Here is a 25,841-nt window from a genome sequence, read left to right on the forward strand (position 1 = left end):
GGATGTCTCCGGAAGCGGGCAGGACCCCGCGCGAAAATTCCCCCCGCGCGGGGTTGCATCGACTTCTACCAGACAATCCACTCCCAGAAGTAGTGTACGACCGCAAACTTGCAACGCCAATGAAACGTCACGGTGCGGTGAAGTGCCCGTCAGCCAGTCGTGACACGGGTTTACATGAGCGCGGCCATGAGGGCGCCGCCGCCCAGGAGGGACTGGCCGCCGTCGCACACCATGATGGAGCCGGTGATGTAGGAGGCCGCGTCCGACGCGAGGAAGAGCGCGAGCCGGGCGATGTCCTCCTTCTTGCCGAAGCGCTGCAGGGGCAGGGCCTCGATGATCTTCTGCTTCCCCTCCTCGCTCGGGGCGAGGCGGCGCATGCCCTCGGTGTCGTCGATGGGGCCGGGGGTAATGGTGTTGACGCGCACGCCGGAGCCGCCCCACTCGAGCGCGAGGACGCGGGTGAGCATGTCAACGCCGGCCTTGGCGGCACACACGTGGGCCTGCATGGCCATGGGGAGGTAGGCCTGGGGCGCGGAGATGTTGATGAGACAGGCGCCCGGCTTGCGCAGGTGGTCGAAGGCGGCGCGGCTGATGTTGAAGGTGCCCAGCACGTCGATGTCCATCACGGCCTTGAAGCCGTTGGAGGACATGCCCAGCGCGGGCGCGGGGAAGTTGCCGGCGGCGCCACAGACGACGATGTCGAGCTCGCCGTACGCGTCGCGCACCTTCTGGAGGGCCTGGGTGACGGCGGCGAAGTCACGCACGTCGGCGGCCACGCCCATGGCGGTGCCGTGGGCCTGGAGGCCCTTCACCGCGCCCTCCAGCTTCTCCACGTTGCGGCCGTTGATGGCCACCTTCGCACCCGCCTTCACGAAGGCCTCGGCGATGCCGAGGTTGATGCCACTGCTGCCGCCGGAAATGAACGCCACCTTGCCCGCGAGCAGCCCGTCCCGGAACACGCCATCTGCCATTGACTCGTCTCCTGTGGAAGCGACCAGGCGGCGACTTGAACAGAACCTGCCGCACCGCGCCACGGCCTTCGCGTACCGGACGGCAGTGGCTGGGGGGCTGTGTTAGAGGACGCGACATGACCTCCCGTCGCCGTCCTGAAATCCTCGCCCCCGCGGGGGACCTCGACTCGATGAAGGCCGCGCTGGCCAGTGGCGCGGACGCCATCTACTTCGGGCTGGACGAGGGCTTCAACGCACGCGCCCGTGCGGAGAACTTCTCGCTCGCCACCCTGCCCCAGACGCTGGCGCTCGTGCACCGCGCCGGGGCCCGTGCGTACCTGACGCTGAACACGCTGGTGTTCGAGCCCGAATTGCCGGTGGTGGAGGACATCCTGCGCCAGGTGGCCGCGGCGGGCGTGGACGCGCTCATCGTCCAGGACCCGGCGGTGGCGCTGATTGCCCGCGCGGTGTGCCCCCAGATGGAGGTGCACGCCTCCACGCAGATGACGATTTCCAGCGCGGAAGGGGCGCGCTTCGCCCGGGGCCTCGGTGCCACGCGCGTGGTGGTGCCGCGCGAGCTGTCGGTGGCGGAGATTCGCCGGCTCGCTTCGGAGACGGACATCGAGTTGGAGGTCTTCATCCACGGCGCGCTCTGCATGTCGTGGAGCGGCCAGTGCCTCACCAGCGAGGCGTGGGGTGGGCGCTCCGCCAATCGCGGGCAATGCGCGCAGTCGTGCCGGCTTCCGTATGACCTGGTGGTGGATGGGCAGACGCGCGAGCTGGGCGACGTGCAGTACCTCTTGAGCCCGAAGGACCTCGCGGGCGTCATGGCGGTGCCGCGGCTCGTGGACATCGGCGTGCACTCGCTGAAGATTGAGGGCCGGCAGAAGGGTCCGCAGTACGTGGCCACCGCGGTGCAGGGCTACCGGCGCTGGGTGGACGGCGTGTCCGAGGGGAAGCCCGACGCGGGGGCACTGAAGAAGGACCTCGCGGACATGACGCTGTCGTACAGCCGGGGCTTCTCGCACGGCTTCTTCGCGGGCTCGGACCACCAGACGCTGGTGGAGGGACGCTTCCCCAAGCACCGCGGCATGTACCTGGGCCTCGTGGAGTCCGTGCACGGGCGCGACGTGCGCGTGGTGGATGACCCGGAGGGCCGCCCCTGGACGGGCGGGCTGGGACAAGAGCAGGAGCGTCCGGACACGCCGCAGGGCAAGGTGTCCTCGCCGCTGGACACGGACGCGCCGGTGGCGGCGGAGGTGTCCCCGCGTCCCGGCATGGGCGTGGTGTTCGACGCGGGCCACCCCGAGGACAAGCACGAGCCGGGCGGGCCGCTGTTCCGCGTGGAGCGCAAGGGGCGCGGCTGGGTGCTGGGCTTCGGCAACCCGGGGCCTGACTTGGCGCGCGTGGCGCCGGGCCAGCGCGTGTGGATGACGAGCGACCCTTCGCTGGCGAAGCGCACGGAGGAATTGCTGGCGCAGGGCGAGCCCGAGGGGCGCGTGCCGTTGGAGCTGGCGGTATCCGGCACGGCCGGCGGGCCGCTGGCGGTGACGGGCAAGGCGCGTGGCGGGCACGTGTGCACGATGTCGAGCGAGGTGCCGTTGGCGGAGGCACGCGGCGGCGGCATGGATGCGGCGCTCTTGAAGGACAAGCTGGCGGCGCTGGGCGGGACGCCGTTCCACCTCGCGGGGCTGGATGTGTCCACGCTGGCGCCGGGGCTGCACCTGCCGGTGTCGGAGCTGAAGGCGCTGCGGCGCAAGCTGGTGGCGGAACTGGCGGAGGCGGTGGCGCGCGGCCCGGTGCGCACGGTGAACGAGGGCTCCACGCTGGAGGGGCTGCGCGCGTCGCTGCGCGAGCGCGTGGTCGCGACACCCGTGCCCGAGGGAGCACGACTGTTGCCGCTGTGCCGGACGGACGAGCAACTGGAGGCCGTCATCGCCGCGGGGCTGCCCGAGGTGGAGCTGGACTGGATGGAGCTGGTGGGCCTGCAGCGCGCGGTGGAGCGGGCACGCGCGGCCGGGCTGAAGGTGACGATTGCGACGGTGCGCGTGCAGAAGCCCGGTGAGGAGGGCTACGACGCACGCATCGCGAAGCTGAAGCCGGATGCGGTGCTGGTGCGCCACTGGGGCGCGATGATGCACTTTCTGGAGAAGCCTCCCGCGCCCGGAGAGTCGCGTCCGGCGCTGCATGGGGACTTCTCGCTCAACGTCACCAACTCGGTGTCGGCGCTGCACCTGCTGGGACTGGGGCTGGACACGCTGACCTTCGCGCATGATTTGGACGCGGTGCAGCTCGGGGCCATGCTGGAGCACCTGCCGGCGGAGCGCTTCACGGTGGCGGTGCACCATCACATCTCGACGTTCCACACCGAGCACTGCGTGTATTCGCACACGCTGTCGCACGGGCGCGACTACCGGAGCTGCGGGCGGCCGTGTGAGAAGCACCGCGTGTCCCTGAGGGACCACAAGGGACTGGAGCACCCGGTGGTGGTGGACGTGGGCTGCCGCAACACGGTGTTCAACGCGCAGGCGCAGAGCGCGGCGTCGCTGGTGCCCCGGCTGCTGGAGCGCGGCGTGCGGCGCTACCGCGTGGAGTTCGTCCGCGAGTCCCGTGAGGAAGCGGCGCGCGTGCTGTCCGCGTACCAGGATTTGTTGGCTGGACGAATCTCTCCCGCGGAGACCGTGCGCCGCGCGGCGGTGCACGAGCAGTTCGGCGTGACGAAGGGTACGATGAAGGTCCTCAACCCGACCTTCACCGTGCAGCGGTAGTCCCTTCATCAGCCCAGGGAGTCCCGGCATGAGTGCGTCCAACCGTCCCCTGAAGTGGAACGTCGGGGATGACACCCGGTCCGGGCGGAGCCTCCAGCTCCTCGTGGAAGGCCCGCTCCAGCTCGAGCCGGAGCAGGTGCAGTCCGCGCTGCGCACCTGGCACCCGGCCTTGAGCAAGGCCACCTACACGACCATGCCCTGGGAGAAGGAAGCCGGGGCACACCTCGGCCTCATCCACTGGGGCGAGCACGTGGTGCAGCTCGCGGGCTTCGACGCGCCCATGCCGTCCGCCGCGCTGGAGCCCTGCCTCGAGCCCTCGCACTACGCTCCGGAGCTCAAGGCGCGAGCGCGCGAACATTCCTCGCACCTGCTGCTGTGGTACGCGGGCAAGGAGTCCTCGCCCTTCGAGCAGTACGTGGCGCTTGCCGCCATCACCGGCGCGCTGGCCTCGCGGGGCGCCTTCCTCGTCGTCAACTCCGACGCCCACAACGTGGCCCCCATCGCCCCGCTGTGCGCCACTGGCGAGGACCGGCTCGACTACCTTCGCGCGCTGCCGCTGCAGTTGCTGTTCTGCGGCCTGGTGAAGATGGAGGTCGAGGGCACTCCCGGCGTGTGGATGCGCACCTTCGGCGCGCACCTGCTGGGCCTGCCCGACTTCGCGCGCCTCGCCCACTGTCACGAGGAGGGGCAGTTCACCTTCATGATGTTCGAGCGCATCTGGCAGTACCTGCGCGGCTCGAATGCGCGCTTCAAGGCGGGTGACACGCTCCAGACGGGGCGCGAGACGGTGATGCGCCTGCGGCTCGCGCGCGACGAGGAGTACTTCCTCCAGAACCCGGGCGACCTGTTCGTCATGGAGCCGACGTCCGTGGTGTCCGCCTGAGGCGCCCTCGCCGCCTCAGTCCCGCGACGCCCGGCGCGAGAAGCGCAGCACGGCGCGGAACACGTCCTCCACCGCGTCGGCGTCCACCTTCTGCTCCGACGCCCACTGACGCCGGACCTTCAGCAGGCTCGCCTCGCGCGCCGAGTCCGGGAAGGGCAGGCCGCTCTCCGCCTTCACCTTCGCCGCCTCCTGCACGAGCCGCGCGCGGCGCTCCAGCAACCGCACCAGCTCGTGGTCCACCGCGTCGATGCGCTCGCGAATCTCCGTCAGGCCCGGCGGCGTGGGGAGGAGCTCCGGGGCCGTGAGCTCCTCCGATGCCTTGGTGGCCTCCAGCTCCAGGTGCAGCCGCATGAGCGCGTCCATCAACGACACGCGCGCGTCGCGGCCGTAGGGGTTCTCCGACTGCACCACGCCGAGCAGGTGCGGCACCTCCTGGCTCGCGTACTCCACCAGGCGGGCCAGGGGCTGGAAGCTCGGCGGCGCGAACGGGAGGCCCTTCCCCGTCTCTGCGCGCATCAGGCCGTGCGCCAGGAAGAACGTCAGCACGTGCGTACGCGCCATCAGCGTGTCGTGCTCGTCCGGAGACATCTCCGACACCTCGCACCCCAGCCGCTCGAACAACTCCCGGGCCTTCCGCACGGCGTCCGGGTGCAGCTCGTTGGGGCACACCACGGTGCGCCGGGGTCTATCCCCGCGAGCGATGCTGGCGGGTCCGAACAGGGGGTGCGTCCCGGCCCAGGGGATGTCCCGGCCCAGCACCGAGGCCAGCACCTGCACCGGCCGCACCTTCACGCTGCCCACGTCAATCACTGTCTGCGCGGGCGTCAGGTGCGGGCGCAGCTCCTGGAGCACCGCGCGCATGGCCCCCACCGGCATGGCCAGCACCACGAGGCCCGAGCCGCCCACCGCCTCCGCGAGCGAGCCCGCGCGCAGCTCCGGAGGCACCGTGTCCAGCCGCGGGTCATGGACCCGATGCGGGACACCGGCTTCGAGGAGCAACCCCGAGAGGGCGCGACCGAAGCGCCCATACCCCAGCAACGCGATGCTCTCCGTCATTCCGACAGGCTCCCGCTGCACGTGCACGATGATGAGATGAGGAGATCCTCTCACCGCTCCCACCGTGGCGGAAGCCCCCCACCCGTCAGCCCACCTCGCGCTTCAGGTACAGGCGGGTCAGGTTCTGCCCGCCTGCTGCCTCGACGGTGACGGACACCAACTCCCAGCCATGAAGCCCCTCGGCCTGGAGCCACTCCGGCAGGCCGTCGCAAGACTCGAAGGGCTTGGGAGATTTGGACGCCTCCGGAAGAGGCACCCTTCCCGCCCACTGGCCATTGACGAAGGTAATCCGCCCCTCCTGCGACTGGGCGACGCGGTACTCGAACATCCGGCGCTGTGCCATTGGGAGTTCTCCCCGACTGCAGGTCAGCGCCCCTGGAAGCGTGGAGTGCGGCGCTCGGCGAAGGCGGAGAAGGCCTCCGTCAAATCATGCGACTGGAGGAACGCCGAGTTCCACACCGCCACGTACCGCAGCCCGTCCGCGGTGGACTTGTCCGCGCAGTACTCCATCACCTGCTTCGCCCCCTGCACGACGAGCGGCGGGTTGTCCGCAATCTTCCGCGCCGTGGCTCGCGCCTGGGTGAGCAATGCCTCAGGCGTGGGGAACACCTCATTCACCAGCCCCATGCGCAGCGCCCGCGCCGCGTCCACGTCGCCGCCGGTGTAGGCCAGCTCGCGCGTGTTGCCCTCGCCGATGATGCGCGGCAGCCGCTGCAACGCGCCGAGGTCCGCGACGATGCCGACCTTGACCTCGCGCAGGGAGAACTTCGCCTCCTGCGAGCAGTACCGGAAGTCACACGCGGCGATGAGGTCCATGCCCCCGCCGATGCACCAGCCGTGCACCGCGGCGATGACGGGCTTCTTGCACCGGGCCACGCCCTCCGTGGCCTGCTGCATCTCCCCAATCAGCTTGAGCAGCTTCGTGCGCTCCAGCGCGAGGTTGCCCTCGGCGGTGAGCAGCGGCCCGAGGGACTCCATCATCCCCATCAAGTCGAGCCCGTAGGTGAAGTTGTTCCCTTCACCACGCACCAGGACGACGCGCACGCTGTCGTCCTCGTCCAGGACCTTCAGCGCCTCGGGCATCTCCCGCCAGAAGTCGGGGCCCATGGCGTTGCCCTTGCCCGGGCCGGTGAGCACCAACTCGGCGATGCCTTCACCCTTCTCGATTCGCAGCGACTTGTACGTGCCGTCCATCCATTCCTCCTCAGCGAGTGTCGAACTCCCGGAACCTCACTCAATCCAGCCTCTGTCGCGCCACCGCATCGACGATGCCCCTGCGTACGATGACAATCCCCGACCCTGGCTTTGGCAGAAGTCGCCAACGTCCGTGGGAGCGACGCGGCATCGGGGATGACGGTCCGGGGAGTTGAAGCTAGCCCGGGTACGTTCAATCGATGAGCGCAAAGGATGGCAGGCATGGAGCAGCCAGGCAGTCCCATCTCATGGGCTGAGCCAGGCATCCTCTGGCAGCGCGGGACATGAAGCCTCCCGGGCCAGCCGCGGAATCAGCTCCAGCCGCTCAGGTATGGCGACCCCACGGGACTGCGCAAGTCGCACGAGGGCGAGCCCATTGAGGTACACCTTCCCCTCCGTGGCATCGAGCTCCCGGTCGAAGTCGAGCTGCTTCCGGTACTTCCGGAGGCTCTCCTTTCGCGTCTCGAGCACCTCGCCGAGCGTGGAGTGGAACGCGGCATCATCTGCTTCCAGCAAGGCCTGGCAGACAGAGAGGTAGACGGTGGGCTCGCCTTCCACCGCGCGGGTCCAGCGGTCGAGGGTGCCCCGGAGAGCGGCATCATCTCGGGGAGTGCGCAGCAGCCGTTGCTGGAAATGGAAGAAGAGGAAGTCCTCCTCGTACTCAACGCCTTCCAGGAACGCGTCGGGTGAGCGCTCCGCGATGCGCGTCGCGGTATCCAGGTCCCCTGCGGCCAGCGCGGCGACAAAGCCCGTGTCCTTGCTGATGGCCAGCACCTGGCCTGGGAGCTGGGTTCCCGCGTTGGCCAGCCGCAGGAGATGCAAGCGGGCCAGTCCCGACTTGCGCAGAAGCCTTGCAAACTGCTCCCCGTCCATGTCCCGCAGCAGGGCGCAGATTCCCAGGATGCGGTAGGAGAAGGCGATGGTGGCCAGGTCCTCGGCGGTGGCGTCGCCTTCCTCAACCGCCTCGAGTGCGCGCTGAAGCTGGAAGCTGTAGTTCTCCCGCGCCAGTTCCAGCGGGTCATGTCTCATTGGATGTCGACCTTCGTCCCCAGGCCATGGAAGACCATTCCCATCATCCCCTGCGCTTCCATCAAGGCCCTGAGCTCTTCCCGCACCAGAATCACCCGGGGCATCATGGAGATACGGAAGAGGTTGGCCTTCGGGTCGACCTGGTCGTCCTTCAGGTAGAGCCGCCGCAGACGGTCGAACTGCCGCTCGCCGCCCGGAGCAGTGGTTCTGGAGCCCATGCTCCGCTCCATGTCTCCCCAGTCTCGCGTACCGAGGACGTTCGCGATGTAGCACTCGTCGCTGGCGACGCGCCCCTTGTGGTTGAGCAGGGTGAAACGGAGGAACTCGATGGGCTCGGTGGCGTGCTGGGCCAGCAGCTCCTTCATCCGAGCGGACACCAGCAGGTAGCTCAGGGTGTTGGGAATGACGTCCGCAATGCGGCTTCCGGAGACCTCAGGCGCCATATGGAAGCTCAATCCCTCCGGGTACTCGGTGCCCATGGGTTTGCCGAGCGTGGGCTTGTAGAAATTGGACATCGCGCTCGGATACTTCCAAACCTGGCAATACTCCGGCTTCGTGGCGTCAGCTCCGAAGATGAAATGGCTCATCACTGTTACCCTGGCGTGAGGGATTACATCATGAGGGTGATGGGCAGTTTGTTGATGTGTGCCCCGCGGCCTGCCAGCGCTTCGGCCCGGCCCCACTTCACCAGCAGCCAGTATATCTCTTGCTGTGTTCGCTCGAGCTGCCGCCTGGTATCGGCCGCGATCCTGGCCTTGGTTCCCTCACAACCCTCGTTCTTGATCTGGTCGAACCTGGCCCGGAACTTGTTCAGCTCCGTGATGCAGCGTGCGGCGTAGGCAGTCTGCTTGCCGTGCCGGCCTCTATGCCTGGGCAGCCCCAGGAGCTGGGCCACATCCCAGGTGCACGGCAGGATGATCATGTTGAGCCTGGAGTTGATGTTGTACTTGATGTGAGTCTGGAGAATCTCTCGTTCCTCCTGCTTTTCGAGACAATCGAAGACGGTTTCCGCAGGCAGGATGTGGTGGTGCTCATGCAAGAAGGGACGAAGCTCGCTCTTGTAGTTCTGTCCCTTCCCGAAGTTCCAGGCACCCTTCTCGTCCAAGGGACTGACAGGCTTGTGGGAGTCCTTCGTTCCGCTCTCGGGCATGGGGCCGCGGGCTCTCTTCTCGGCGAAGCTCTTGCCCTTCAACCGCTCCGCGGCGGTCAGCCGCTGTTTGGGGCCGATGCGCCAGGAGCCCCTGAGGCCGTCATCGGGGTCCAGCTCATAGAGGGAGCGCTTGCGCGAGACGCTCTCCGACTCCTCGACACTGTTGTACGTGTAGGCGCAGGCTGGATAGGTCGGGCTCTTCTCGTGTCCCGGCACATGCTTGTAGATGCAGCCCGTGGAGGCGTCCTCCTCCGGGTGCTTGTCCGCCTCAGGGAGCTCTGGCCAGTGCCGTTGAGATGTCATGGAGCTGCCTCATTCCATGGGTTCAGGTGGGTGGAGCAGGAGCGAGCCGCGGCTGCCGTCATCGCCGCTCACCCAGAGCAGCGCGCCGCCTTCCGGGAGGTAGCCCCGCTCGAAGCCACGGACCGCCATGCAGATTCCCAGCAAACCGGCCGCCGCGCCCGTCTCGCCGAAGGAGGCGGCGGGGTACCACGTGGGCGCTTCCGCCAGGTAGCCCTGCGAGCGCAGGGTGACGAGCGCGTGCCCCCAGTCGGTCGCGCGGTAGTCGTCACCATTCAGGGCCGCGATGACCCTGAGCGCCTGCTCCCCCGGGACGCCGAGCGCGCCCAGCGTCCGCCGGATGCAACGCACGAGAGCTACACCCAGCGCCGGCGTGCGTGACAAGCGGTGGAATGTCTCCGCTTCGACGCAAGGCGCTTGAAGCGTTGCCATGACCTGGGCCCCACGCCTGACGGCAGCGTCCCAACGCTCCACGCGCACGAAGGCCGAGGCCTCCCCAGGGTGCAGGCCCACCGGGTTGCCCGGCGTCTTCAACAAGCGCATCTGGTCGAGCACTTCGACGAGGCGAGGCTCCACCAGGCTGTCGACGCCGCCGATGATGCAGGAGTCGACCGCGCCGGCTTCGAGTTGTCGGAGCGCGTTCTGCAGCGCGAGCAGGAAGCCGGTTTCCCCGAATGCGAGGGGCTGCACCTTGGGGGACGTTTGGAGCCTCGTGTGGAGCCTCGATGCCCGGAGAAGGGCGGGGAGCAGGCGCTGCTGGCACATGGCGCGGCGCTCCTCGTGGAAAGAGGCCGGGACGCCTTCCCGCGCATCCTGCTGCTGTAGGTAGTAGCCGCCCGGGGCGCAGAGATAAAACGCGCACCGGGAGCCTGGGCCCTGATGGACTCGCGAGAGCAGGTCCAGCAAGGCCTCCGCGGCGAGCACCGCGAGGCGACCGATACTGGAGAAACCCTCCGTGAGCCAGGGGATGGCGATGCCCCGGGCCGGCTCGAGTTGCCGGCTCTCGGGGTCCCACACCTGCGCTTCCCCGAGCGAGGAGACACGGGACAGGCCGGCGCGGCTGGCTGCGCAGCTCGCTACGACATCGTCACCGAGAGCCGAGACCATGCCCAGCCCGGTAATGGCCAGCCGCCCCGGATGCGGGCGTACGCCCTGTCGCGGGCGGTCTGAGCCCCGCTGGGGAATGGGGATTGGGCGAGGAGGCCTTGTCATGGCCAGCAGTTCCTGGAAGGGCTGGCTCAGGCTCAGCCGCCCCAGTCCTTCCAGGCCCACTCGAAGCCCGGCCCGTTGCATCGCGGAGAAGCCCCGGGTCTGGAGGAGGAATCGTCCCCGGCTGCGCAATGCAAGCTCCTGGGCCAGGACGTGACGCCGCCGCATGGGCACGTGCTCGATGGCCTCCGTGAGCCATGCCACGCTCAGAGGTCTGCCCAGCAGGTAGCGCACGCCGCGCTCGAAGCGGCTTCGGTGCTTCCGCCACCACGAGTGGACGGCCTCGGGCGCCGCGAGGGGCAGTTTGTCCTCGGGCCTTGGTCCCCCCACTTCATCCGAGGTGTCCTCTTCCTCACGGAGCTCAGGCTCCAGGGGCGCGCGTTCGTAGGGCCCTGCCAGGCGCAGACCGGTGATGGCGCAGAATGCCTCCGCCGCCAGCCTACCGAGCGCTGCATCTCCAAGCAGTTGCAGGCAACATTCCGCCGCCTCGACTCGCCCGCTGAAGCCCAGGGCCCAGACGGCCTCCGCGCGGCTGCCGGAAGCCCTCGCGGCCTCCAGCAACCGCTCCAGGTCGGAGTCGTTCCCCCCGAGTCCCACGAGGAGCAAGGCCGTTCCATCTGGAGTGGGCCCCGCAGCCAGCTTCCTGCACAAGGGCCAGGCCGGGCTCAGGCCCAGGGTCAGCGCCGTCAGCAGGGCCTCGGTGCGTACTTCGGCGTGCGGCGCATCCAGTGCCTTGAGGACACCCTGCGCGAAAACAGGCCCCTGGGTCATGCGAGCAGCCTTCAGCGCCGCGGCCACCAACTGGGGAGCGGGATGCGAAAGCAGTTCTCCCGGCAGGGGCCCTGGATCTTCCCCCCTGAAGGCCACCACTTCCAGGGCAGCAGCCTGCACAGCGGGCTCCGGCGAGGCGAGCAGCCGAGAGAGCGATTTCAGGACGCGCGGAGAGGCGCCCAGCTCCAGCGACCGGCGCAGCCAGGAGCGCGCAGCTGGCTCGCGTTGCTCCAACGCATCGAGGACCGCCGCCTCCGCAGTCTCCTCTCCCGAGGAGAGCAGGGCCAGCGCCGAGGCGGTGACGACGTCCGCCTCATCGCAGGAAAGGCCTGGCATCAGCAGCTTCTGGCGGGAATGGGAGCCGCTCAGTACCAGGGCATCCAGGTGCGCCCGCAGCCGCTCTTCTGGCCCCTCAGCCAGCTCCGCCAGGGTATAGGCAGGAGAGACCAGGGCGCCCTCCCACAAGGTCCACAGGAACGCGGCCTCGCCAAGGTGCTCCTCCCAAAGCTCCTGCTGTGCTTTCGAATGGGCGGAGCCCATGGCGAGCTTGCCAGCCGCACTCACGGCAATCACTCATCCACGGGGTTCTTGCAGGTCAGGCACTTGGGTTTTTCATCGCTCTTGCCGAGTGCCACGACGGGCGGCTGCATCAGGGGCGTAGGGGGCGTGTTCTTGTCGTTGTGGAACATGAGGTCCAGAGCCCGGGCGACATTCCTGCCCTCGAACTTCACGTCGAACGAGAAGTTCGCGAACTCCGCCTTGCCCTTCGTCTTCCCCGACACGACTCCGCCTCCAGCGGTACCGGCCTCGTCGCCCGTGCTGGTGCTGAAGTTCGAATCCTTCACACAGACGGGGTTCCCCTGCACGCTGACGTGCTTGGTACCCTTATCGGTGTCAGAGGACCTGGCGACGTTTGGATAGGGTATGGGAACCGGGCCACCCGGGCCCGGTGTCTTGCATACGTCTGGGAATGCAATCGATACCCCGTTGGAATCCTTGGTCACCACGGACATCTTGTTGACGCCGACCGTGTTTGCCATGGAGTTGCATTTTAGCGCCCGGCTTCCACGGGGGCCAATCGCCCTGGAGGGCAGGTGCCTCACGAGTGCCTCAAAGAGCATCGTCGCGTTGGTAGCAGACTCAGCTCAATGCGGAGGGTTGTTCCGTTCCTCAGTCACATGAAGCCCGGCAGGCCCGGCTCCGGAGAGCCGGGCACCGCCGCCTGGCTTCAGCCGAACTCCACCACGCGCATGCCGAACAGCCGGTCCACCGCTGTCAGCAGGTCGTCATTCACCTGCACCTTGATGGACGTATTTCCGATGAGCGCCTCGGCCTCGCCCTGGAAGAGCACGCTGACGGCCACCGGCGTGGCGCCCGCGTACTTCTTCGCCAGCTCCTGCAGCTTGGCCACGCGCTCCTCGGTGAGCAGGTCCGCCGGCACGCGCAATTCCAGCCGCTTCGTGCGCTTCTCGCGCACCGCCTTGAGGCTCTGGATGTCGTCGACGATGAGCTCCGGCGTGGGCGACTCCTCGTCGCGCTGGCTGATTTGAACCGTGCCCGTCACCAGGATGGGGTCGTCCGACTTGAGCAGGTGCTCCCAGTGCTCGAAGCCCGGCTTGGGGCCCTGCTTGGCCCACTTGCCGTCCCTGCCCATGACGTTGCGCGTGCCCTCCTTGCCCGGGAAGCACACCAGTTCAATCGAGCCGGACAGGTCTTCAATCGTCACCCACGCCATGCGCTTGCCCGTCTTGGTGGGTCGCTCGCGCAAGATTGTGACGATGCCCGCCACGGTGAGCTTGTCGTCCTTGCGCGCGCGCTGCACGGCCGTAATCGGCTTGGCGTAGCGCTTGAGCTCCTTGTCGTACTGGTGCAGCGGGTGGCCGGACACGTAGAAGCCGATGGCCTCCTTCTCCAGCGCCAGCCGCTCCTTCTCCGTCCACTCCTCCACCGCGACGTAGTCGTCCTTCAGCCCACCGCCGCCGCCGCCGGAAGACGGACCGGCCAGCATGCCGAACAGCGAGCTCTGCCCCGCGGCCTTGTCCTTCTGGCTGGACGAGCCGCGGTTCATCGCCTTCTCAATCGTCTCGAAGAGCTGCCGGCGCGGGCGCTTCTCGAAGTCGAAGGAGCCGGCCTTCACCAGCGCTTCGAGCACCTTGCGGTTGACCTTGCGGCTGTCCACGCGCTCGCAGAAGTCGAAGAGGCTCTTGAAGGGGCCGTCCTTGCGCGCATCCAGAATCGATTCAATCGCGCCCTCGCCCACGCCCTTGATGGCGCCGAGGCCGAAGCGAATCTTCCCGCTCACCGCGCCGAAGTGCAGGTCCGACTGATTCACGTCCGGCGGCAGCACCTCGAGGCCCGACTCGCGCGCCTCACCGATGTGCTTCACCACCTTGTCGGTGTTGTCCTTCTCCGAGGAGAGAAGGGCCGCCATGAACTCGCAGGGGTAGTGCGCCTTCAGCCACGCGGTGTGGATGGTGACGAGGCCGTACGCCGCCGAGTGGCTCTTGTTGAAGCCGTACTCGGCGAACTTCTCCATGAGGTCGAAGATTTCGCCGGCCACCTTCAGGTCGACGTTGTTCTTCGCGCACCCCTCGAGGAAGCCGGCGCGCTCGGCCTGCATGACCTCGGCCTTCTTCTTGCCCATGGCGCGGCGGAGCAGGTCCGCGCGGCCCAGGGTGTAGCCACCCAGGACCTGCGAAATCTGCATCACCTGCTCCTGGTACACGATGACGCCGTACGTGTCCTTGAGCACCGGCTCCAGCGCGGGGTGCGGGAACGACACCTTCTCGCGGCCGTGCTTGCGGTTGATGAAGACGTCCACCATGCCGGAGTCCAGCGGACCCGGGCGGTAGAGGGCGCCGGCGGCGATGACGTCTTCGAAGCAGGACGGCCGCAGCTTCACCACCATTTCCGTGAAGCCGCTGGACTCCATCTGGAAGACGCCGGCCGTGTCGCCCTTGGCCATCAGCTCCCAGACCTTGTCGTCGTTCAGCGGAATCTCGTGGCGAGGGATGTCCTTCCCGTGGTTGCGCTTCACGAGGTCCAGCGCGTGCTGGATGACGGTGAGCGTCTTCAGGCCGAGGAAGTCGAACTTCACCAGGCCCGCGGCCTCCACCTCGTCCTTGGCGAACTGGGTGATGAGCGTCTTCTCACCCGGCGGCTGATAGACGGGCACGAACTCCCAGAGCGGCTTGTCGGCAATCACCACGCCGGCCGCGTGCATGCCGGGCTGGCGGTGCAGGCCCTCCAGCGCGAGCGCGATTTCGAGCACGTCCTTGGTGGTGACGGGGCGGCCTTCGACTTCGCCGATGTTGGAGGGCGTCTCCATCATCTCCTTGAGGCGAGGCTCCATCTCGATGGCCTCCTTCAAGGTGATGTTGAGGACTTCCGGCACCAGCTTGGCGATGCGGTCACCCTCGCTGAACGGGAGCGCGAAGACGCGGCACACGTCGCGCAGCACGCTCTTCGCCTTGAGCGAGCCGAAGGTGATGATCTGCCCCACGTTCATCTCGCCGTACTTGCGGCCGACGTACTGGATGACCTCGTCGCGGCGGTCCTGGCAGAAGTCGATATCGAAGTCCGGCATCGACACGCGCTCCGGGTTGAGGAAGCGCTCGAACAGGAGGTTGTACGGGATGGGGTCCAGGTCGGTGATGCCCAGCGCGTAGGCCACGAGGCTGCCGGCGCCGGAGCCACGGCCCGGGCCCACGGGGATGCCCTGCTTCTTCGCCCAGTTGATGAAGTCCTGGACGATGAGGAAGTAGCCGCTGAACCCCATCTTCTGGATGACGCCAATCTCCAGCTTCAGGCGGTCCAGGTACACCTCGCGGTCGATGGGGTACGTGACGGTGGCGGCCAGCTCGTTGAAGCGCGCGCGGAGGCCCTCGTAGGCCAGCTCCGCCATGTAGCTGTCCGGGGTGTGGCTGTCCGGCACCTTGAAGGTGGGCAGCATGGGCTTGCCCAGCTTCAATTCCAGGTTGCACTGCTCGGCGATGCGCTGGGTGTTGTGGACGGCCTCGGGGATGTCCTTGAAGGCCTCGAGCATCTCCGTGGGGCTCGTGACGTAGAGCTTGTCCGTGGAGTGCTTCATGCGCTTGCCGTCCGCCAGCGTCTTGCCGCTGGCGATGCACATGAGCAACTCGTGCGCGCGCGCGTCCTCGCGCTTGATGTAGTGCGCGTCCGCGGTGGCGCACAGCGGGATGTCCATGTCCCGCGAGAGCTGCTTGAGGTTCTCGTTGGCCTTGTCCTGCTCGGGCATCCCGTTGGACTGCACCTCGAGGAAGAAGTGCCCGGGCTCGAAGATGTCCTTGTACTCCTGCGCGGCCTTGCGGGCGTGGTCCATGTCGCCGCGGAAGCACGCGCTCGTCACTTCACCACCGAGGCACGCGGTGAGGGCGAAGAGGCCCTTGCTGTGCTCGGCGAGCACCTTCTTGTCGATGCGGGGGTGGTAGTAGAACCCCTGCATGTACGCGGTGGAGGAGAGGTAGCGGAGGTTGGCGTAGCCCTCCGCGTTCTTGGCCACGAGGATGAGGTGGTGGGACACCTTCTCCGAGCGGTCCTCGCGCCCCTTGGGGCCCGCGACGTAGGCCTCCATGCCGAGGATGGGCTTGATGCCGGCGTCCTTGGCCTTCTTGTAGAAGTCGATGGCGCCGAACATGTTGCCGTGGTCCGTCACGGCAACGCTGGTCATCCCCTTCTCCTTCACCGTCTTGATGAGGTCCTTCATCCGAATCGCCCCATCGAGGAGCGAGTAGAGGGTGTGCAGGTGGAGGTGGGTAAAGGACATGGGCTCGAACCACTCCAGAACGAGGAGATGCTGAACAGTAGGGCTGCGCTCCCCTGCTCGCCAGTCCAGTGTTCCGGACTTCATGGGTAGGCGACGGCGGAGCCGACAAATCGGCCCTGGAGCCTCTTCTGCCACGGGCGGAAGCGGGGGCGAAGAAAGTAACGACGCGGCCCTTCCGGCGCCCGCTTCCGGGCGTCCGCGGCGCTGGACTCCGATGCGATTTCGGGGTGTTGCGCGGCCTCCTGCCCGGCGGCCGGGCGGGCCGGCGCGGCTTCCGGGCGCGGCGAGGCATCCAGAGCCGGGCGCGCCCTTCACACTTCTTCACCGCCGGTACAAGCCCACGAAACGGGCGGCCGGCACATTGGGCACTGTCGACAACCCCTGACGGGGCCGAAGGCCCCTGGAGACAGTGTCATGATGAAGAAGCTCGCCATCGCCGGTTCCGCCGTCCTCGCCGTCGTCCTGCTCAGTGGCTTCGCCTTCCGCGGCGGCCATGGCTGGGGCCACAACCCCGAGCGCATCAAGCAGATGATTACCTGGCGGCTGAACGACAAGCTGGAGGACCTGGACGCCACCGACGCCCAGCGCCAGTCCATCAACGCCGTGAAGGACCGCCTCTTCGACGAGGGCGCGAAGCTCATGGAGGAGCAGCACGGCGCCCGCGCCGAGGCCTTCGCGCAGCTCGCGTCCGACAACCCCGACGCGCAGCAGCTGCACGCGCTGGTGGACGCCCGCATCGACGCCATGCGTGCCTTCGCCCACAAGATGACGGATGCGGCGCTGGAGGTGCACGGCACGCTGACGCCGGAGCAGCGCAAGGAGCTGGCCAACGAGTTCCGCGAGCGCGCTGGTATCCAGTGACGGTCGCGGCAGGTCCGGGGCCGTGGGGCACTGAACGCCACGGCCCTGTACGAAGGTGGGAACGGGTGGGCGGCGGAGCGCGCCACGGCTAGCATTGGTACGTGAATTACACCGACTACGCCCAGCGCATCCGCTCCTTCGTGACGCTCGCGGAAGTGGCCGAGTACGGCCGCGTCACGGAGGGTGGCCAGGACTACCCGCTCTTCCGGCTCATCGTCCCGGGCGAACGTTGGCTGGTCATCACCTCCGGCTTCCATGGCGAGGAGCCCGCCGGCCCGCTGACGCTGGCCGAGCACTTCCCCGAGGTGGCGGCCTACGCGCGCGAGCGCGGCGTGGGGCTGCGCGTCTACCCGTGCATCAACCCCTCCGGCTTCGAGGACGGCACCCGCTACAACCGCAGCGGTGAGAAACCCAACAACGACTTCATGCGCTACGAAGTCGCCCCCGGCGAGTGGAAGGGCGAGCTGAACCGCCCGCAGCCCATCCTCCGCTGGGTGATGTTCGACGGCGGCCCGAAGGAGACGCGGGCCGTGCGCTCGGACCTGGCGCGCTTCCCTCCGCCCGGTGCCGCGCTCGACATCCACCAGGACAACTACCTGGGAGGCGAGGCGACGTACGCGTACACCTTCGGGGACAAGAATGCGTACCGCCCGATGGTGGACGCGGCGGCCCAGCACGTCCACGTGGTGCGCAACCAGAAGGTGGACGAGAACAACGTCACCGACGCGGACGGTCTCATCGAGTACCACGACGGCAGCGTCACCGACTGGTACATGCGCCAGGGCGTGCCCTACGCCTGTGCGCTCGAAACGACGACGCCCACGCCGCTGGCGAAGTGCCACGCGGTGAACCTCATCTGGATTCGGGGCTTCATCGACCTGGCCGCTCGCGGCGGCCGTTGACGCTCACGGGGGGTCGTCACCGCCGTCGCGGTCGTCACTGCCGCCGTCACGGTCATCGCTCCCGCCGTCGTGGTCGTCGTCACCACCGTCGTCGTCCGAGCGCAGGGTGATGTCGCGCACCAACTCCTCGCCCTCGCTCACGCAGACGTCCTCCTCGAAGTCGTCCACGTCGTCGGCCTTCACCTCCAGCTCGTAGCAGCCGGCGGGCAGCGGGCCCACGCGCACCGCGCCGGTGGTGACATCCACCTTGATGTCGTCCAGCACCGTGCCGTCCACCTCCACCTCGGCGCGGGAGGGCACGCCGCCATTCCCGTCCGACACGCGCACGGTGATGAAGGCGCCGGGCGCGGGCTGGATATCGCCCACATCGGTGATTCGCGCGCCCTGCGCCACCACCTTCGAGCGGGCGGCGCGCGTGCGAGAGGCGACGACGAAGAGCTCCACGGTGGTGGCGGGCACGTTGGCCAATTCAAAGCGGCCTTCCGCGTCCACCCCGGCGCGCAGCTCGGGCTGGCCGAGCACGCTCACCAGCGCCACGTCGGCCTCGGCGCCGACGATTCGCCCTCGCACCGTGCCGGACTCCAGCGGGCCGTTGTTGAAGCCGCCGCAGGCCGCGAGGGCGCCCAGCAGTCCGAGGGCCGTCTTCCATCCTGGCGTGCGCATCAGAACCGATACCCTCCGCCCAGCATCAGGCCTCCGAAGCCCACCATGCGCGTCTGCCCGTCCACCGGGACATACGCCCACAGCAACTGCGCCTTCGCATCCACCACGAACGACGGACTGAAGCGCCAGGACACACCCGCCATCCAGCCGGGCCAGACGGTGAGGTAGCGCTCGTTCCGATTCAACAGGTCCAACTGGAAGGAGCGCTGGAGCCATAGACCGGCCACACGCGGTCCGGTGGAGAAGCCCACGGGCCCCCACCACCACGACGGCCCCACGGCCACGCCCACGAGCAGCGTGCGGTGGCGCACCGGCACCGAGCCTCCCGGGTCCAACAGCAGCGTCCGCCGCCCCTGCCCCGCCGCCACGTCCACCCAGACGTCCAGGCGCCGGTCCAGCAACACGCCGTCCAGCCGCAAACCCACACCCGCGAGCACCGAGGCCGGCAGCACCTGCTCCCGGCTGCGCGCGTCGAGAAACCCCAGCGCGCCCGCCTCCAACGCCACGGTGCGGCGCGGGCCCGAGGTGGCGCGGGACAGGAGCGCTTCGAGCTCGCGCCGCTCGCCAGCCTCCAGCGCCACGGTGTCCTCCCACAACACGCGCCCGCCCTTGCGCAGCTCCAGCCGGCGCTTGCCCTCGGGCACCACCACTCCGCCGGGCAGCTCGCCCGCGACTTCGCCGTCCACCTTGAGCGTGAAGCCCTCCAGGCGCGCGCTGTAGGAGAAGACCTCGGGCTGGCCGGGGCGCTCCAGCGCGCCCGCGAGCAGCACCGGGTCCGCGCCCACTTCCAGAATCTGCGCGCTCGGGCGCTGACGCCCCTGGGTATAGGCCCACGTGTTGCGGCGGGCCCAGTCGTGCGCCTCGGTGGCGCTCACCGCGCCGTCGCGGTTGCGGTCTCCGCGCCCGTCGAGCGCCTCGATGAGGAAGTGCGTGTAGATGTCATTGGCCAGCGCGTCGTCCTCGCGCGCGGCCTCGCCCCAGTCGCTGGCGGAGAGGATGATGGAGGCGCGGCTCGCCTCCTCCAGCGGCCTCGGTAGGAAGGCGGCCTTGGTGCGCGCCAGCTCTTCGCGCACGGACGGGGGCAGCAACGACTTGCCCGTGCCGCTGTGGCACGTGGCCAGCACCAGCACCCGGCGGCGCGAGCCCAGCCGCTCCAGCGCTCGCTCCAGCTCCACCATCTCCAGCCCCGTGCCGGGCACGTCGCGGAAGGAGGTGTCCTGCGTCACCAGATAGCGCTGCAGCTCACCGGACCAGTCACGTGCCAGCGTGCCGTGCGCGGAGACGTAGACGACCACCACGTCCTGCGGACGCCAGGTGCGGGACTCCAGGGCGCGCAGAGCTCCGAGAATCGCCTGCCGTGTCGTCTGCTCCGGCCGGTTCAGCACCGTCACCGAGCGGAAGCCGCCACGCGCCGGGTCCGCCAGCACGCGCCCGAGGTCCTCCGCGTCCTTGCCCGCGTAGAGCAGGTGGTGCCACGACGGGTCCGCGTAGTCGGAGATGCCGATGAGCAGCGCGTGCCGCTCGCCTGCCTGGGCCGAGGCCGGTACGTCCTCCGGCCGCACGCGCACGACACGGCCCTTCTCGCCTGCTTCCACCGTGCGGCAGGCGGAGAGCGCGAGGGCCAGAAGCAGCGCGAGGATGGACAGAGGGCGAGACAGACGAGGCTCCTCAGGGCGCAGCATGCCCCGGCTCGACACGCAGGCGTAGTCGGGCCTGCACCGCGTCCGGGGGAGCCATCGCCTGCTCGGCGGCCTGCTCCATGGCTTCACGCGAACCGGGCCCCTTCGGCCAGGCCACCAGCACGAGCGTCACCGGCCCCTGCTCCCCTTCGAGCGAGACGCCGGCCAGGTCCGTGCCCTCGCGCAGCGGGTGGGTGCCCGGCTCCAGCTCATAGCGCCCGAGCACCTGCGTGGGCAGCCCCGGGGCCTCGCGCACCAGCAGCGCGTCGGAGGCTTCGGTGGCGTGGTAGTGCAGCAGCACCACCGCCTCGGGCGGCAGCACCGCGCCGTCGGCCACCGGAGGCGTCTGGCCATTGGAGAACCGCGCCATGGCCGCGAGCTCCAGCACCAGCGGCACGCCGCCCTTGATGCCACGCGATGGCTCGGGTGGAACCGTCACCGCCTCGGGCCGCAGGGAGATGACGAGGACGGCCGCCATCGCCGCCACCGCCGCGGCTCCGGCCAGCCACGCGCGCTTCGGCGCGTTCAACCGGCGGCGCAGCCGGGCCCAGCCCACCGCGTCCTCCTTCGGAGGCCCGGACAGCTCACCGAGTGCCTCGTCCGCCATGGCGTCGAGGTTGAGGGTGTCCTCCTGCTCCGACTCCGACTCCGACGCGAGGAAGTCCTCGCAGACGTCGCAGGGCGTCGCGAGGTGCGCGGCGAAGTACCGCACCGCTTGCGGCTCCCGCTGCTGCAGCTCGCGCCAGCCCTCCGTGTCCAGGTGCCTGACGGTGTCGCCCATGGCTCACTCCACTTCCGCGGCCAACAGCCGCGCCAGCAGCTCTCGCTTCACCCGCGCGCGGAAGCGCTCCAGGCGCATCGTCACCGCGCTCTTGCCGAGCCCCAGGCGTTCGGCAATCTCCCGCGCGCTCAGCTCACCCTCCAGATAGAAGAGGCGGGCCGTCTCCTTCTCCGGGCCGTCGGGCAGCCCTTCGATGAGCGCGCGCACCACCGCCACGCGCCGCTCCAATTCGAGCGAGGGCGGCAGCGGAGGCGCGGCCACGTCCACCTGGTGGGTCAGGTCTTCTGTTGCTCGGGCGCGGAATTGCGCGCCCCGGCTGAGCGCCTGCGCGTGGTGGCGAGCAATCGTGACGAGCCAGCTTCCGAAGGCGCGTGGATGTTGGAGGCGCGGCAGCTCGCGGAAGGCGCGGGCGAAGGTCTCCTGGACGACGTCCTCCACTTCCGCGGGTCCCAGCGCGGAGAAGCCGAGCGCCACGCGACGCACCGAGGCGTGGAAGCGTTGGTACAGCTCGCGGCACGCGGACTGGTCACCGCGCGCGGCGCGCTGGATGCTGGTGGCGAGCTGCTCCTCCGTCACGGAATGGCCTCCGCGCCCTCGCCACGCGAGGCCCACGCCAACGACAGCGAGCTGGGTCTGCGGAAACACGCCATGACTCCCGTTGAGTACCCCGTCTAAAGGGAAGGAGTCACGAGGCCCCATTTCGGCCACACACATACCCGACGTGCGGCTTTCCGTCCCGGTGCGGCACCCGAGGTGGAAATGGCGAAGGAAATCCCCGCCCGTGGCCGATTTTCGGACCGCGACTCCTTCTTTTCACGAGGGGACATCACCGCGGCGGCGGCCGGAAGGTGCCGCGGACCGGGCCCCTACATCAGGAGAAAGCCATGCGTCGTTACCTGGGAATGTGCGCGTCCATCATGTTGCTGTCCGCATGCAGTGGCAGTGAGCCCGCCGCGGTGGGCCTGAGCACGCGCGTGGGTGCCGCGAAGGGCGCCGCTGCCGTCCCCGGCCAGTCCGCTCAGCGGCTCACGCTGTCCAACGGCATCATCGTCGAGCGCGTCCGGCTCTCCGTGAAGGAACTGGAGCTCGAGCTGGAGGGCGATGACGCCGACGACAACTCCAGCGACGCGGGCACCACGGACGACCACGGCGGCGACAGCAAGCACGAGACGGGGCCCTTCCTCATCGACCTGTCCGGCAGCGCGCTCGAGGGCACGGTGGTGCAGCTTCGCGACGTGGAGGTGGAGACGGGCACCTACGACGAAATCGAGTTCGGCATCAGCAAGGTGTCCGTGGACGACGCGGGCGACAACGCGGGCCTGAAGGAGCTGGCCGAGAAGGGCGCGTCCGTCATCATCGACGGCACCATCGACGGGCAGCCCTTCAGCTTCGTCTCCAGCCTGACGGTGGAGCAGGAGCGCGAGGCCCGCTTCGAAATCACGGCCGACGCCACGCAGAACGTCACCATCAACATCGACCCGAGCGGCTGGTTCACCGGCGAGAGCGGCCAGCGCCTGGACCCGCGCTCCAGCGACGCGCGCTCCAAGATTGAAGAGGCCATCAAGCGCTCCATCGACGCCTTCGACGACGATGACCGCAATGGCGGCGAGGACCACGACGACGACGGCGGCGAGGACAACGAGGACTGAGTAGTGCGGTTCCCCTCCACGTGAGCCGCGAGCGGTGGTGTGGCGCCATCCTGGGCCACACCGCCGCTCGCGTGCCATGCTGTGGACCTCACCCGCCACGACGCGAGGAGGTTCCATGGAGCGCCGCCCCCTGGGAAGGACCGGACTGCACGTGTCCGTGCTCGGCTTCGGTGCCGGGCACGTGGGCAGTCCGGACCTCGCGGAGGCGGAGGCCGGCGCGCTGCTTCACGGCGTGCTGGACTCGGGCATCAACCTCATCGACACCGCGCCCGGCTATGGCCTGTCGGAGGAGCGCATCGGCCGGCACCTGCACGGCCGCCGCTCCGAGCTCGTCCTCTCCACCAAGTGCGGCTACGGCGTGCCCGGCGTGGAGGACTGGACGCCCGAGTGCATCTCCCGTGGCGTGGACCAGGCGCTCCAGCGGCTGCGCACCGACGTGCTCGATGTGGTGCACTTCCACTCGTGCCCCGTGGAGGTGATTCAGCGGCCCGGGCTGATTGACGCCCTGGTGCGCGCGGTGGAGGCCGGCAAGGTGCGCGCCGCCGCCTACTCCGGAGACAACGCCGCGCTGGAGTATGCGCTGGGCACCGGTGCCTTCACCGTGGTGCAGACGTCCGTCAACCTGTTCGACCAGCGCGCCATCGACCGGGGCGTCGCGTGGGCCCGGGAGAAGGGCGTGGGCGTCATCGCCAAGCGGCCGCTGGGCAACGCTCCCTGGCGCTTCGCGGAGCGTCCCGGCGCGCACGACCTCGGCGAGTACTGGCACCGCATGCGCACCATGGCGCTCGACGCGCGCGGGATGGACTGGAGCGAAGTGGCGCTGCGCTTCGCGGCCCATGTCCCCGGCGTGTCCACGTGCATCGTGGGCACCGCGCGGTTGGACAACCTGCGGCGCAACCTGCGCACGCTGGAGCAGGGCCCGCTGCCCGCGGACTTCGTGGAGACCCTCCGCGATTCCTTCCGCCGGAATGACCACGGCTGGGACGGGATGATCTGAAAGCGACGCGGCCTCCCTCCGCGCGCATGGCACGGAGGGAGGCGGGTCTACACCACCGAGGCTCAGTGCCCCGCGCGCTTGCACCTCACGCGCGGGATGGCCTCCGGCTCCGAGCTCTTCAACTCAACGCGCGCTTGCGCCGGCCGCGCAGGGCCAGGCCCGCCAGCGCGAGCAACCCCAGCGGAAGCACTGCCGTCCCCGTGACACCGCAGCCACCCGGGCCCGGTACATTGTCCGCCACCTCGGGCACACCCTGGTCCGGCGGCGGAGTCGGCGCCGGGTCCGGCCGCGCGTCGGCGTCCTCCACCACGCCTGGAGGCCCGTCACCCTCGCGCACGGCGCCGCTGTCGCCGTCCTCTCGGGCCGCATCATCCCGCTCGGCGTCCCCCATGCCGTCCAGCAGCGCGGCCGGAAGCACCTCGGCGCCCGTGTCGGGCTCGGGTGCCGCCGCCCCCGCCGTCGCGCCCGCGACGATGGTGTGCCGCAGCACCCGGAAGTCGCTGTCCGCGAGCACCGTCCTCACCGACACCCGGCCGAGGTCATTGATGCCCGGCGCTCCGGTGCGGAACACATAGCGGTCAGCGATTTGAATCTCCGTGCCTCCCGGCGGGCGCACCCAGACGCTGTAGCGCTGCGCGCCCAGGTCCACGAGCATGCGCACGTGGTACGTCTGCCCCGACGAATAGGGCACCCGGGTGAGCGCCGCGTATCCCCCGCCATTGCGCACGTCGAAGTAGCCATCCGTGTTCATGCGCACGGTGAGGTTCAGGCTCCCGTACCCGGCGATGTTCGTGGAGCTGTCCGAGTAGCCCACCGTGCCGTCCTGCGAAGAGGCGCGCGGGTTGATGTCGAACTGGATGGTGCGCACACCGGTGTTGCTCGTCCCGATGAGGTGCTGGCTCTGGTAGAAGGACGTCTTCGAGTACCACGGGTACGGCGGCTTCGGGTTGAAGCGCAGCACCGCCTCCAGGAAGTAGTAGTCGCCGTAGATGAGCGTGGTGTTGATTTCCTGCCCGGCCGGGAAGTGCCCCACGCCGTGCAGCAGCAGGCCCGGGCTGCTCGTGCCCTCCGCGAAGTACGCCGGGGACACCAGCGAGTCGAGCGTGCGCAGCGCCGCGTCGCGGTAGCGCGCCTTCCGCGTGGCGTCCGGGTCCAGGGTGCTCAGCTCCAGCAGCGCGGACGCGGCGGCCGCCGCCGCGGACGAGTCCTTCGACATGCTGGGCGCGTTGAAGTCCCAGTTGGGCACCATGTCCGCGGGCAGGTGGGCCAGGTACCAGTCCGTCACCTTCCGCGCCGCGTCCAGCATCCGCGTGTCACCCGTGTACCGGTACACCATGGTGTACCCATAGATGAGCCACACATGCCCGCGCGCCCACGTGGAGCTGGCCGAGTACCCCTGGAACGTCCCCTTCGAGCGGATGGCCCCCGTGGTGCGGCTGTAGTCCACGTAGTGGAAGGAGCTGCCGTCCGGCCGCACCGCGTCCTGGAGCGTCTTGAGCGCGTGGTTGACGGCCATCGTCCGCCACTCCGGCCGGCCGCCGTTCTGCGAGGCCCACAAGAGCAGCTCCAGGTTCATCATCGTGTCGGTGACGAGCGGCACCTGCCAGTTGGAGTTCCAGTCGCAGCAACTGATGATGCCCACCTGCGAGTTGTAGCGCGTGGCGAGCGACTCGGCCGCCCTGAGCAGCACGTCGCGGTAGTACGTGTCACCGGTAAGCCGGTAGGCGTTGCCGAAGCTCAAGAAGAGCTTGAAGCCCAGGTCGTGCGTCTGCGTGTTGGTCTTCTGCAGCTCCAGCGGCCGCGTCCAGCGGTCCGCGCGGTCCCTCCATAGGGGCTCGCCGCCCACCTGGAACAGGTACCACATGCTCCCGGGGAAGAAGCCCTGCGTCCACGCGATGAGGTCCGTGTTGCGCACGCGGCTCCACGTCCCGTCCGACCGCCCCGCCTTCGGGGAATACGTCGCGTCCGGCATCTCTCGCGTGGTGTCCGCGAGCTGCGTGCGTGCGAACCCAATGACTTTCACCGCGTCCGTGTCGCTGAAGGCCGCCGCCCGAGGCACCCCTGCCAGCGTGCACAAGCACAGCGCCATGGCAATGATTCTCATACATTGACTGGGACTCGTCATGAGTAGCCCTCCCCTCCGCTCGGCAAGGTGGCGGCGTACGCACGGTGTGGCCAGGGCCTCCCCTGGAAGCCCCTCCGGCCGCCTGGTC

21 protein-coding genes are annotated in these 25,841 nt (G+C 68.9%); 6 read left to right on the plus strand and 15 right to left on the minus strand.

The window, feature by feature from the left end; all coding sequences use genetic code 11:
- Positions 1-170 precede the first annotated feature (170 nt).
- Positions 171-971, minus strand: a complete 801-nt coding sequence (locus tag ACVTJA_RS40835; protein WP_465828661.1) for an SDR family oxidoreductase — start codon at positions 969-971, stop codon at positions 171-173.
- Between the two features lie 116 nt (positions 972-1,087).
- Here ACVTJA_RS40835 and ACVTJA_RS40840 point away from each other — a divergent pair, with 116 nt between their 5' ends.
- Positions 1,088-3,718, plus strand: a complete 2,631-nt coding sequence (locus ACVTJA_RS40840) for a U32 family peptidase (protein WP_465828662.1) — start codon at positions 1,088-1,090, stop codon at positions 3,716-3,718.
- A gap of 28 nt (positions 3,719-3,746) precedes the next feature.
- A complete protein-coding gene (locus tag ACVTJA_RS40845; protein WP_465828664.1) occupies positions 3,747-4,601 on the plus strand; it encodes a hypothetical protein in 855 nt (284 codons plus the stop codon).
- Positions 4,602-4,616: 15 nt separating this feature from the next.
- On the opposite strand, the gene ACVTJA_RS40850 is transcribed toward ACVTJA_RS40845, so the two are convergent.
- From ACVTJA_RS40850 to dnaE, 9 genes are all read right to left on the minus strand, one after another.
- A complete protein-coding gene (locus ACVTJA_RS40850) occupies positions 4,617-5,657 on the minus strand; it encodes a prephenate dehydrogenase/arogenate dehydrogenase family protein (protein WP_465828666.1) in 1,041 nt (346 codons plus the stop codon).
- An 85-nt stretch (positions 5,658-5,742) separates the two neighbouring features.
- Positions 5,743-6,000, minus strand: coding sequence for a hypothetical protein (locus ACVTJA_RS40855; RefSeq protein WP_465828669.1), 258 nt, complete (start codon positions 5,998-6,000; stop codon positions 5,743-5,745).
- A gap of 23 nt (positions 6,001-6,023) precedes the next feature.
- Positions 6,024-6,851: a crotonase/enoyl-CoA hydratase family protein gene (locus ACVTJA_RS40860; RefSeq protein ID WP_465828673.1), complete on the minus strand. Its 828-nt coding sequence runs from the start codon at positions 6,849-6,851 to the stop codon at positions 6,024-6,026.
- A gap of 246 nt (positions 6,852-7,097) precedes the next feature.
- A complete protein-coding gene (locus tag ACVTJA_RS40865) occupies positions 7,098-7,880 on the minus strand; it encodes an Imm49 family immunity protein (protein ID WP_465828675.1) in 783 nt (260 codons plus the stop codon).
- Positions 7,877-8,395, minus strand: coding sequence for an imm11 family protein (locus tag ACVTJA_RS40870; RefSeq protein ID WP_465828677.1), 519 nt, complete (start codon positions 8,393-8,395; stop codon positions 7,877-7,879). Before ACVTJA_RS40870 ends, ACVTJA_RS40865 begins: the two co-directional genes overlap by 4 nt.
- A gap of 95 nt (positions 8,396-8,490) precedes the next feature.
- Positions 8,491-9,333 carry an AHH domain-containing protein gene (locus ACVTJA_RS40875; RefSeq protein ID WP_465828681.1) on the minus strand — a complete coding sequence of 281 codons (843 nt, stop codon included), beginning with the start codon at positions 9,331-9,333 and terminating at the stop codon, positions 8,491-8,493.
- Positions 9,334-9,342: 9 nt separating this feature from the next.
- Positions 9,343-11,874 (minus strand): TIGR02270 family protein, encoded by a 2,532-nt coding sequence (locus ACVTJA_RS40880; protein ID WP_465828683.1) that lies wholly within the window; start codon positions 11,872-11,874, stop codon positions 9,343-9,345.
- Positions 11,875-11,879: 5 nt separating this feature from the next.
- Entirely contained in the window at positions 11,880-12,350 is a 471-nt protein-coding gene (locus ACVTJA_RS40885) for a DUF4150 domain-containing protein (RefSeq protein WP_465828684.1), read from the minus strand.
- Positions 12,351-12,538: 188 nt separating this feature from the next.
- Positions 12,539-16,096 carry a DNA polymerase III subunit alpha gene (gene dnaE / locus ACVTJA_RS40890; protein ID WP_465828687.1) on the minus strand — a complete coding sequence of 1,186 codons (3,558 nt, stop codon included), beginning with the start codon at positions 16,094-16,096 and terminating at the stop codon, positions 12,539-12,541.
- 414 nt (positions 16,097-16,510) lie between these two features.
- Here dnaE and ACVTJA_RS40895 point away from each other — a divergent pair, with 414 nt between their 5' ends.
- Both ACVTJA_RS40895 and ACVTJA_RS40900 read left to right on the plus strand, forming a co-directional pair.
- On the plus strand, positions 16,511-16,957 hold the full coding sequence (locus ACVTJA_RS40895) for a Spy/CpxP family protein refolding chaperone (RefSeq protein ID WP_465828690.1): 447 nt from the start codon (positions 16,511-16,513) through the stop codon (positions 16,955-16,957).
- A gap of 101 nt (positions 16,958-17,058) precedes the next feature.
- Positions 17,059-17,859 (plus strand): M14 family metallopeptidase, encoded by an 801-nt coding sequence (locus tag ACVTJA_RS40900; RefSeq protein WP_465828694.1) that lies wholly within the window; start codon positions 17,059-17,061, stop codon positions 17,857-17,859.
- Positions 17,860-17,862: 3 nt separating this feature from the next.
- On the opposite strand, the gene ACVTJA_RS40905 is transcribed toward ACVTJA_RS40900, so the two are convergent.
- Genes ACVTJA_RS40905 through ACVTJA_RS40920 form a run of 4 tightly spaced genes read right to left on the minus strand, consistent with a single transcriptional unit; the run spans position 17,863 to position 21,627 of the window.
- A complete protein-coding gene (locus ACVTJA_RS40905; RefSeq protein ID WP_465828697.1) occupies positions 17,863-18,522 on the minus strand; it encodes a carboxypeptidase regulatory-like domain-containing protein in 660 nt (219 codons plus the stop codon).
- Complete coding sequence (locus tag ACVTJA_RS40910) at positions 18,522-20,204, minus strand: caspase family protein (RefSeq protein ID WP_465828699.1); 1,683 nt, start codon at positions 20,202-20,204, stop codon at positions 18,522-18,524. Before ACVTJA_RS40910 ends, ACVTJA_RS40905 begins: the two co-directional genes overlap by 1 nt.
- Positions 20,191-20,982, minus strand: a complete 792-nt coding sequence (locus tag ACVTJA_RS40915; RefSeq protein ID WP_465828701.1) for a hypothetical protein — start codon at positions 20,980-20,982, stop codon at positions 20,191-20,193. The genes ACVTJA_RS40910 and ACVTJA_RS40915 overlap by 14 nt, the downstream gene beginning before the upstream one ends.
- Before the next feature lie 3 nt (positions 20,983-20,985).
- Entirely contained in the window at positions 20,986-21,627 is a 642-nt protein-coding gene (locus ACVTJA_RS40920; RefSeq protein WP_465828703.1) for an RNA polymerase sigma factor, read from the minus strand.
- Between the two features lie 239 nt (positions 21,628-21,866).
- On the opposite strand from ACVTJA_RS40920, the gene ACVTJA_RS40925 reads away from it, so the two are divergent.
- Together ACVTJA_RS40925 and ACVTJA_RS40930 are read left to right on the plus strand one after the other, a co-directional pair.
- A complete protein-coding gene (locus ACVTJA_RS40925) occupies positions 21,867-22,631 on the plus strand; it encodes a putative periplasmic lipoprotein (protein ID WP_465828705.1) in 765 nt (254 codons plus the stop codon).
- 115 nt (positions 22,632-22,746) lie between these two features.
- Entirely contained in the window at positions 22,747-23,628 is an 882-nt protein-coding gene (locus ACVTJA_RS40930; RefSeq protein WP_465828707.1) for an aldo/keto reductase, read from the plus strand.
- A gap of 118 nt (positions 23,629-23,746) precedes the next feature.
- Here the strand turns inward: ACVTJA_RS40930 and ACVTJA_RS40935 are convergent, their stop codons facing one another.
- Positions 23,747-25,732: a glycoside hydrolase family 88 protein gene (locus ACVTJA_RS40935; protein ID WP_465828708.1), complete on the minus strand. Its 1,986-nt coding sequence runs from the start codon at positions 25,730-25,732 to the stop codon at positions 23,747-23,749.
- Positions 25,733-25,841: the final 109 nt, after the last annotated feature.

The sequence above is a fragment of the Pyxidicoccus sp. M6 genome, from assembly GCF_055568925.1.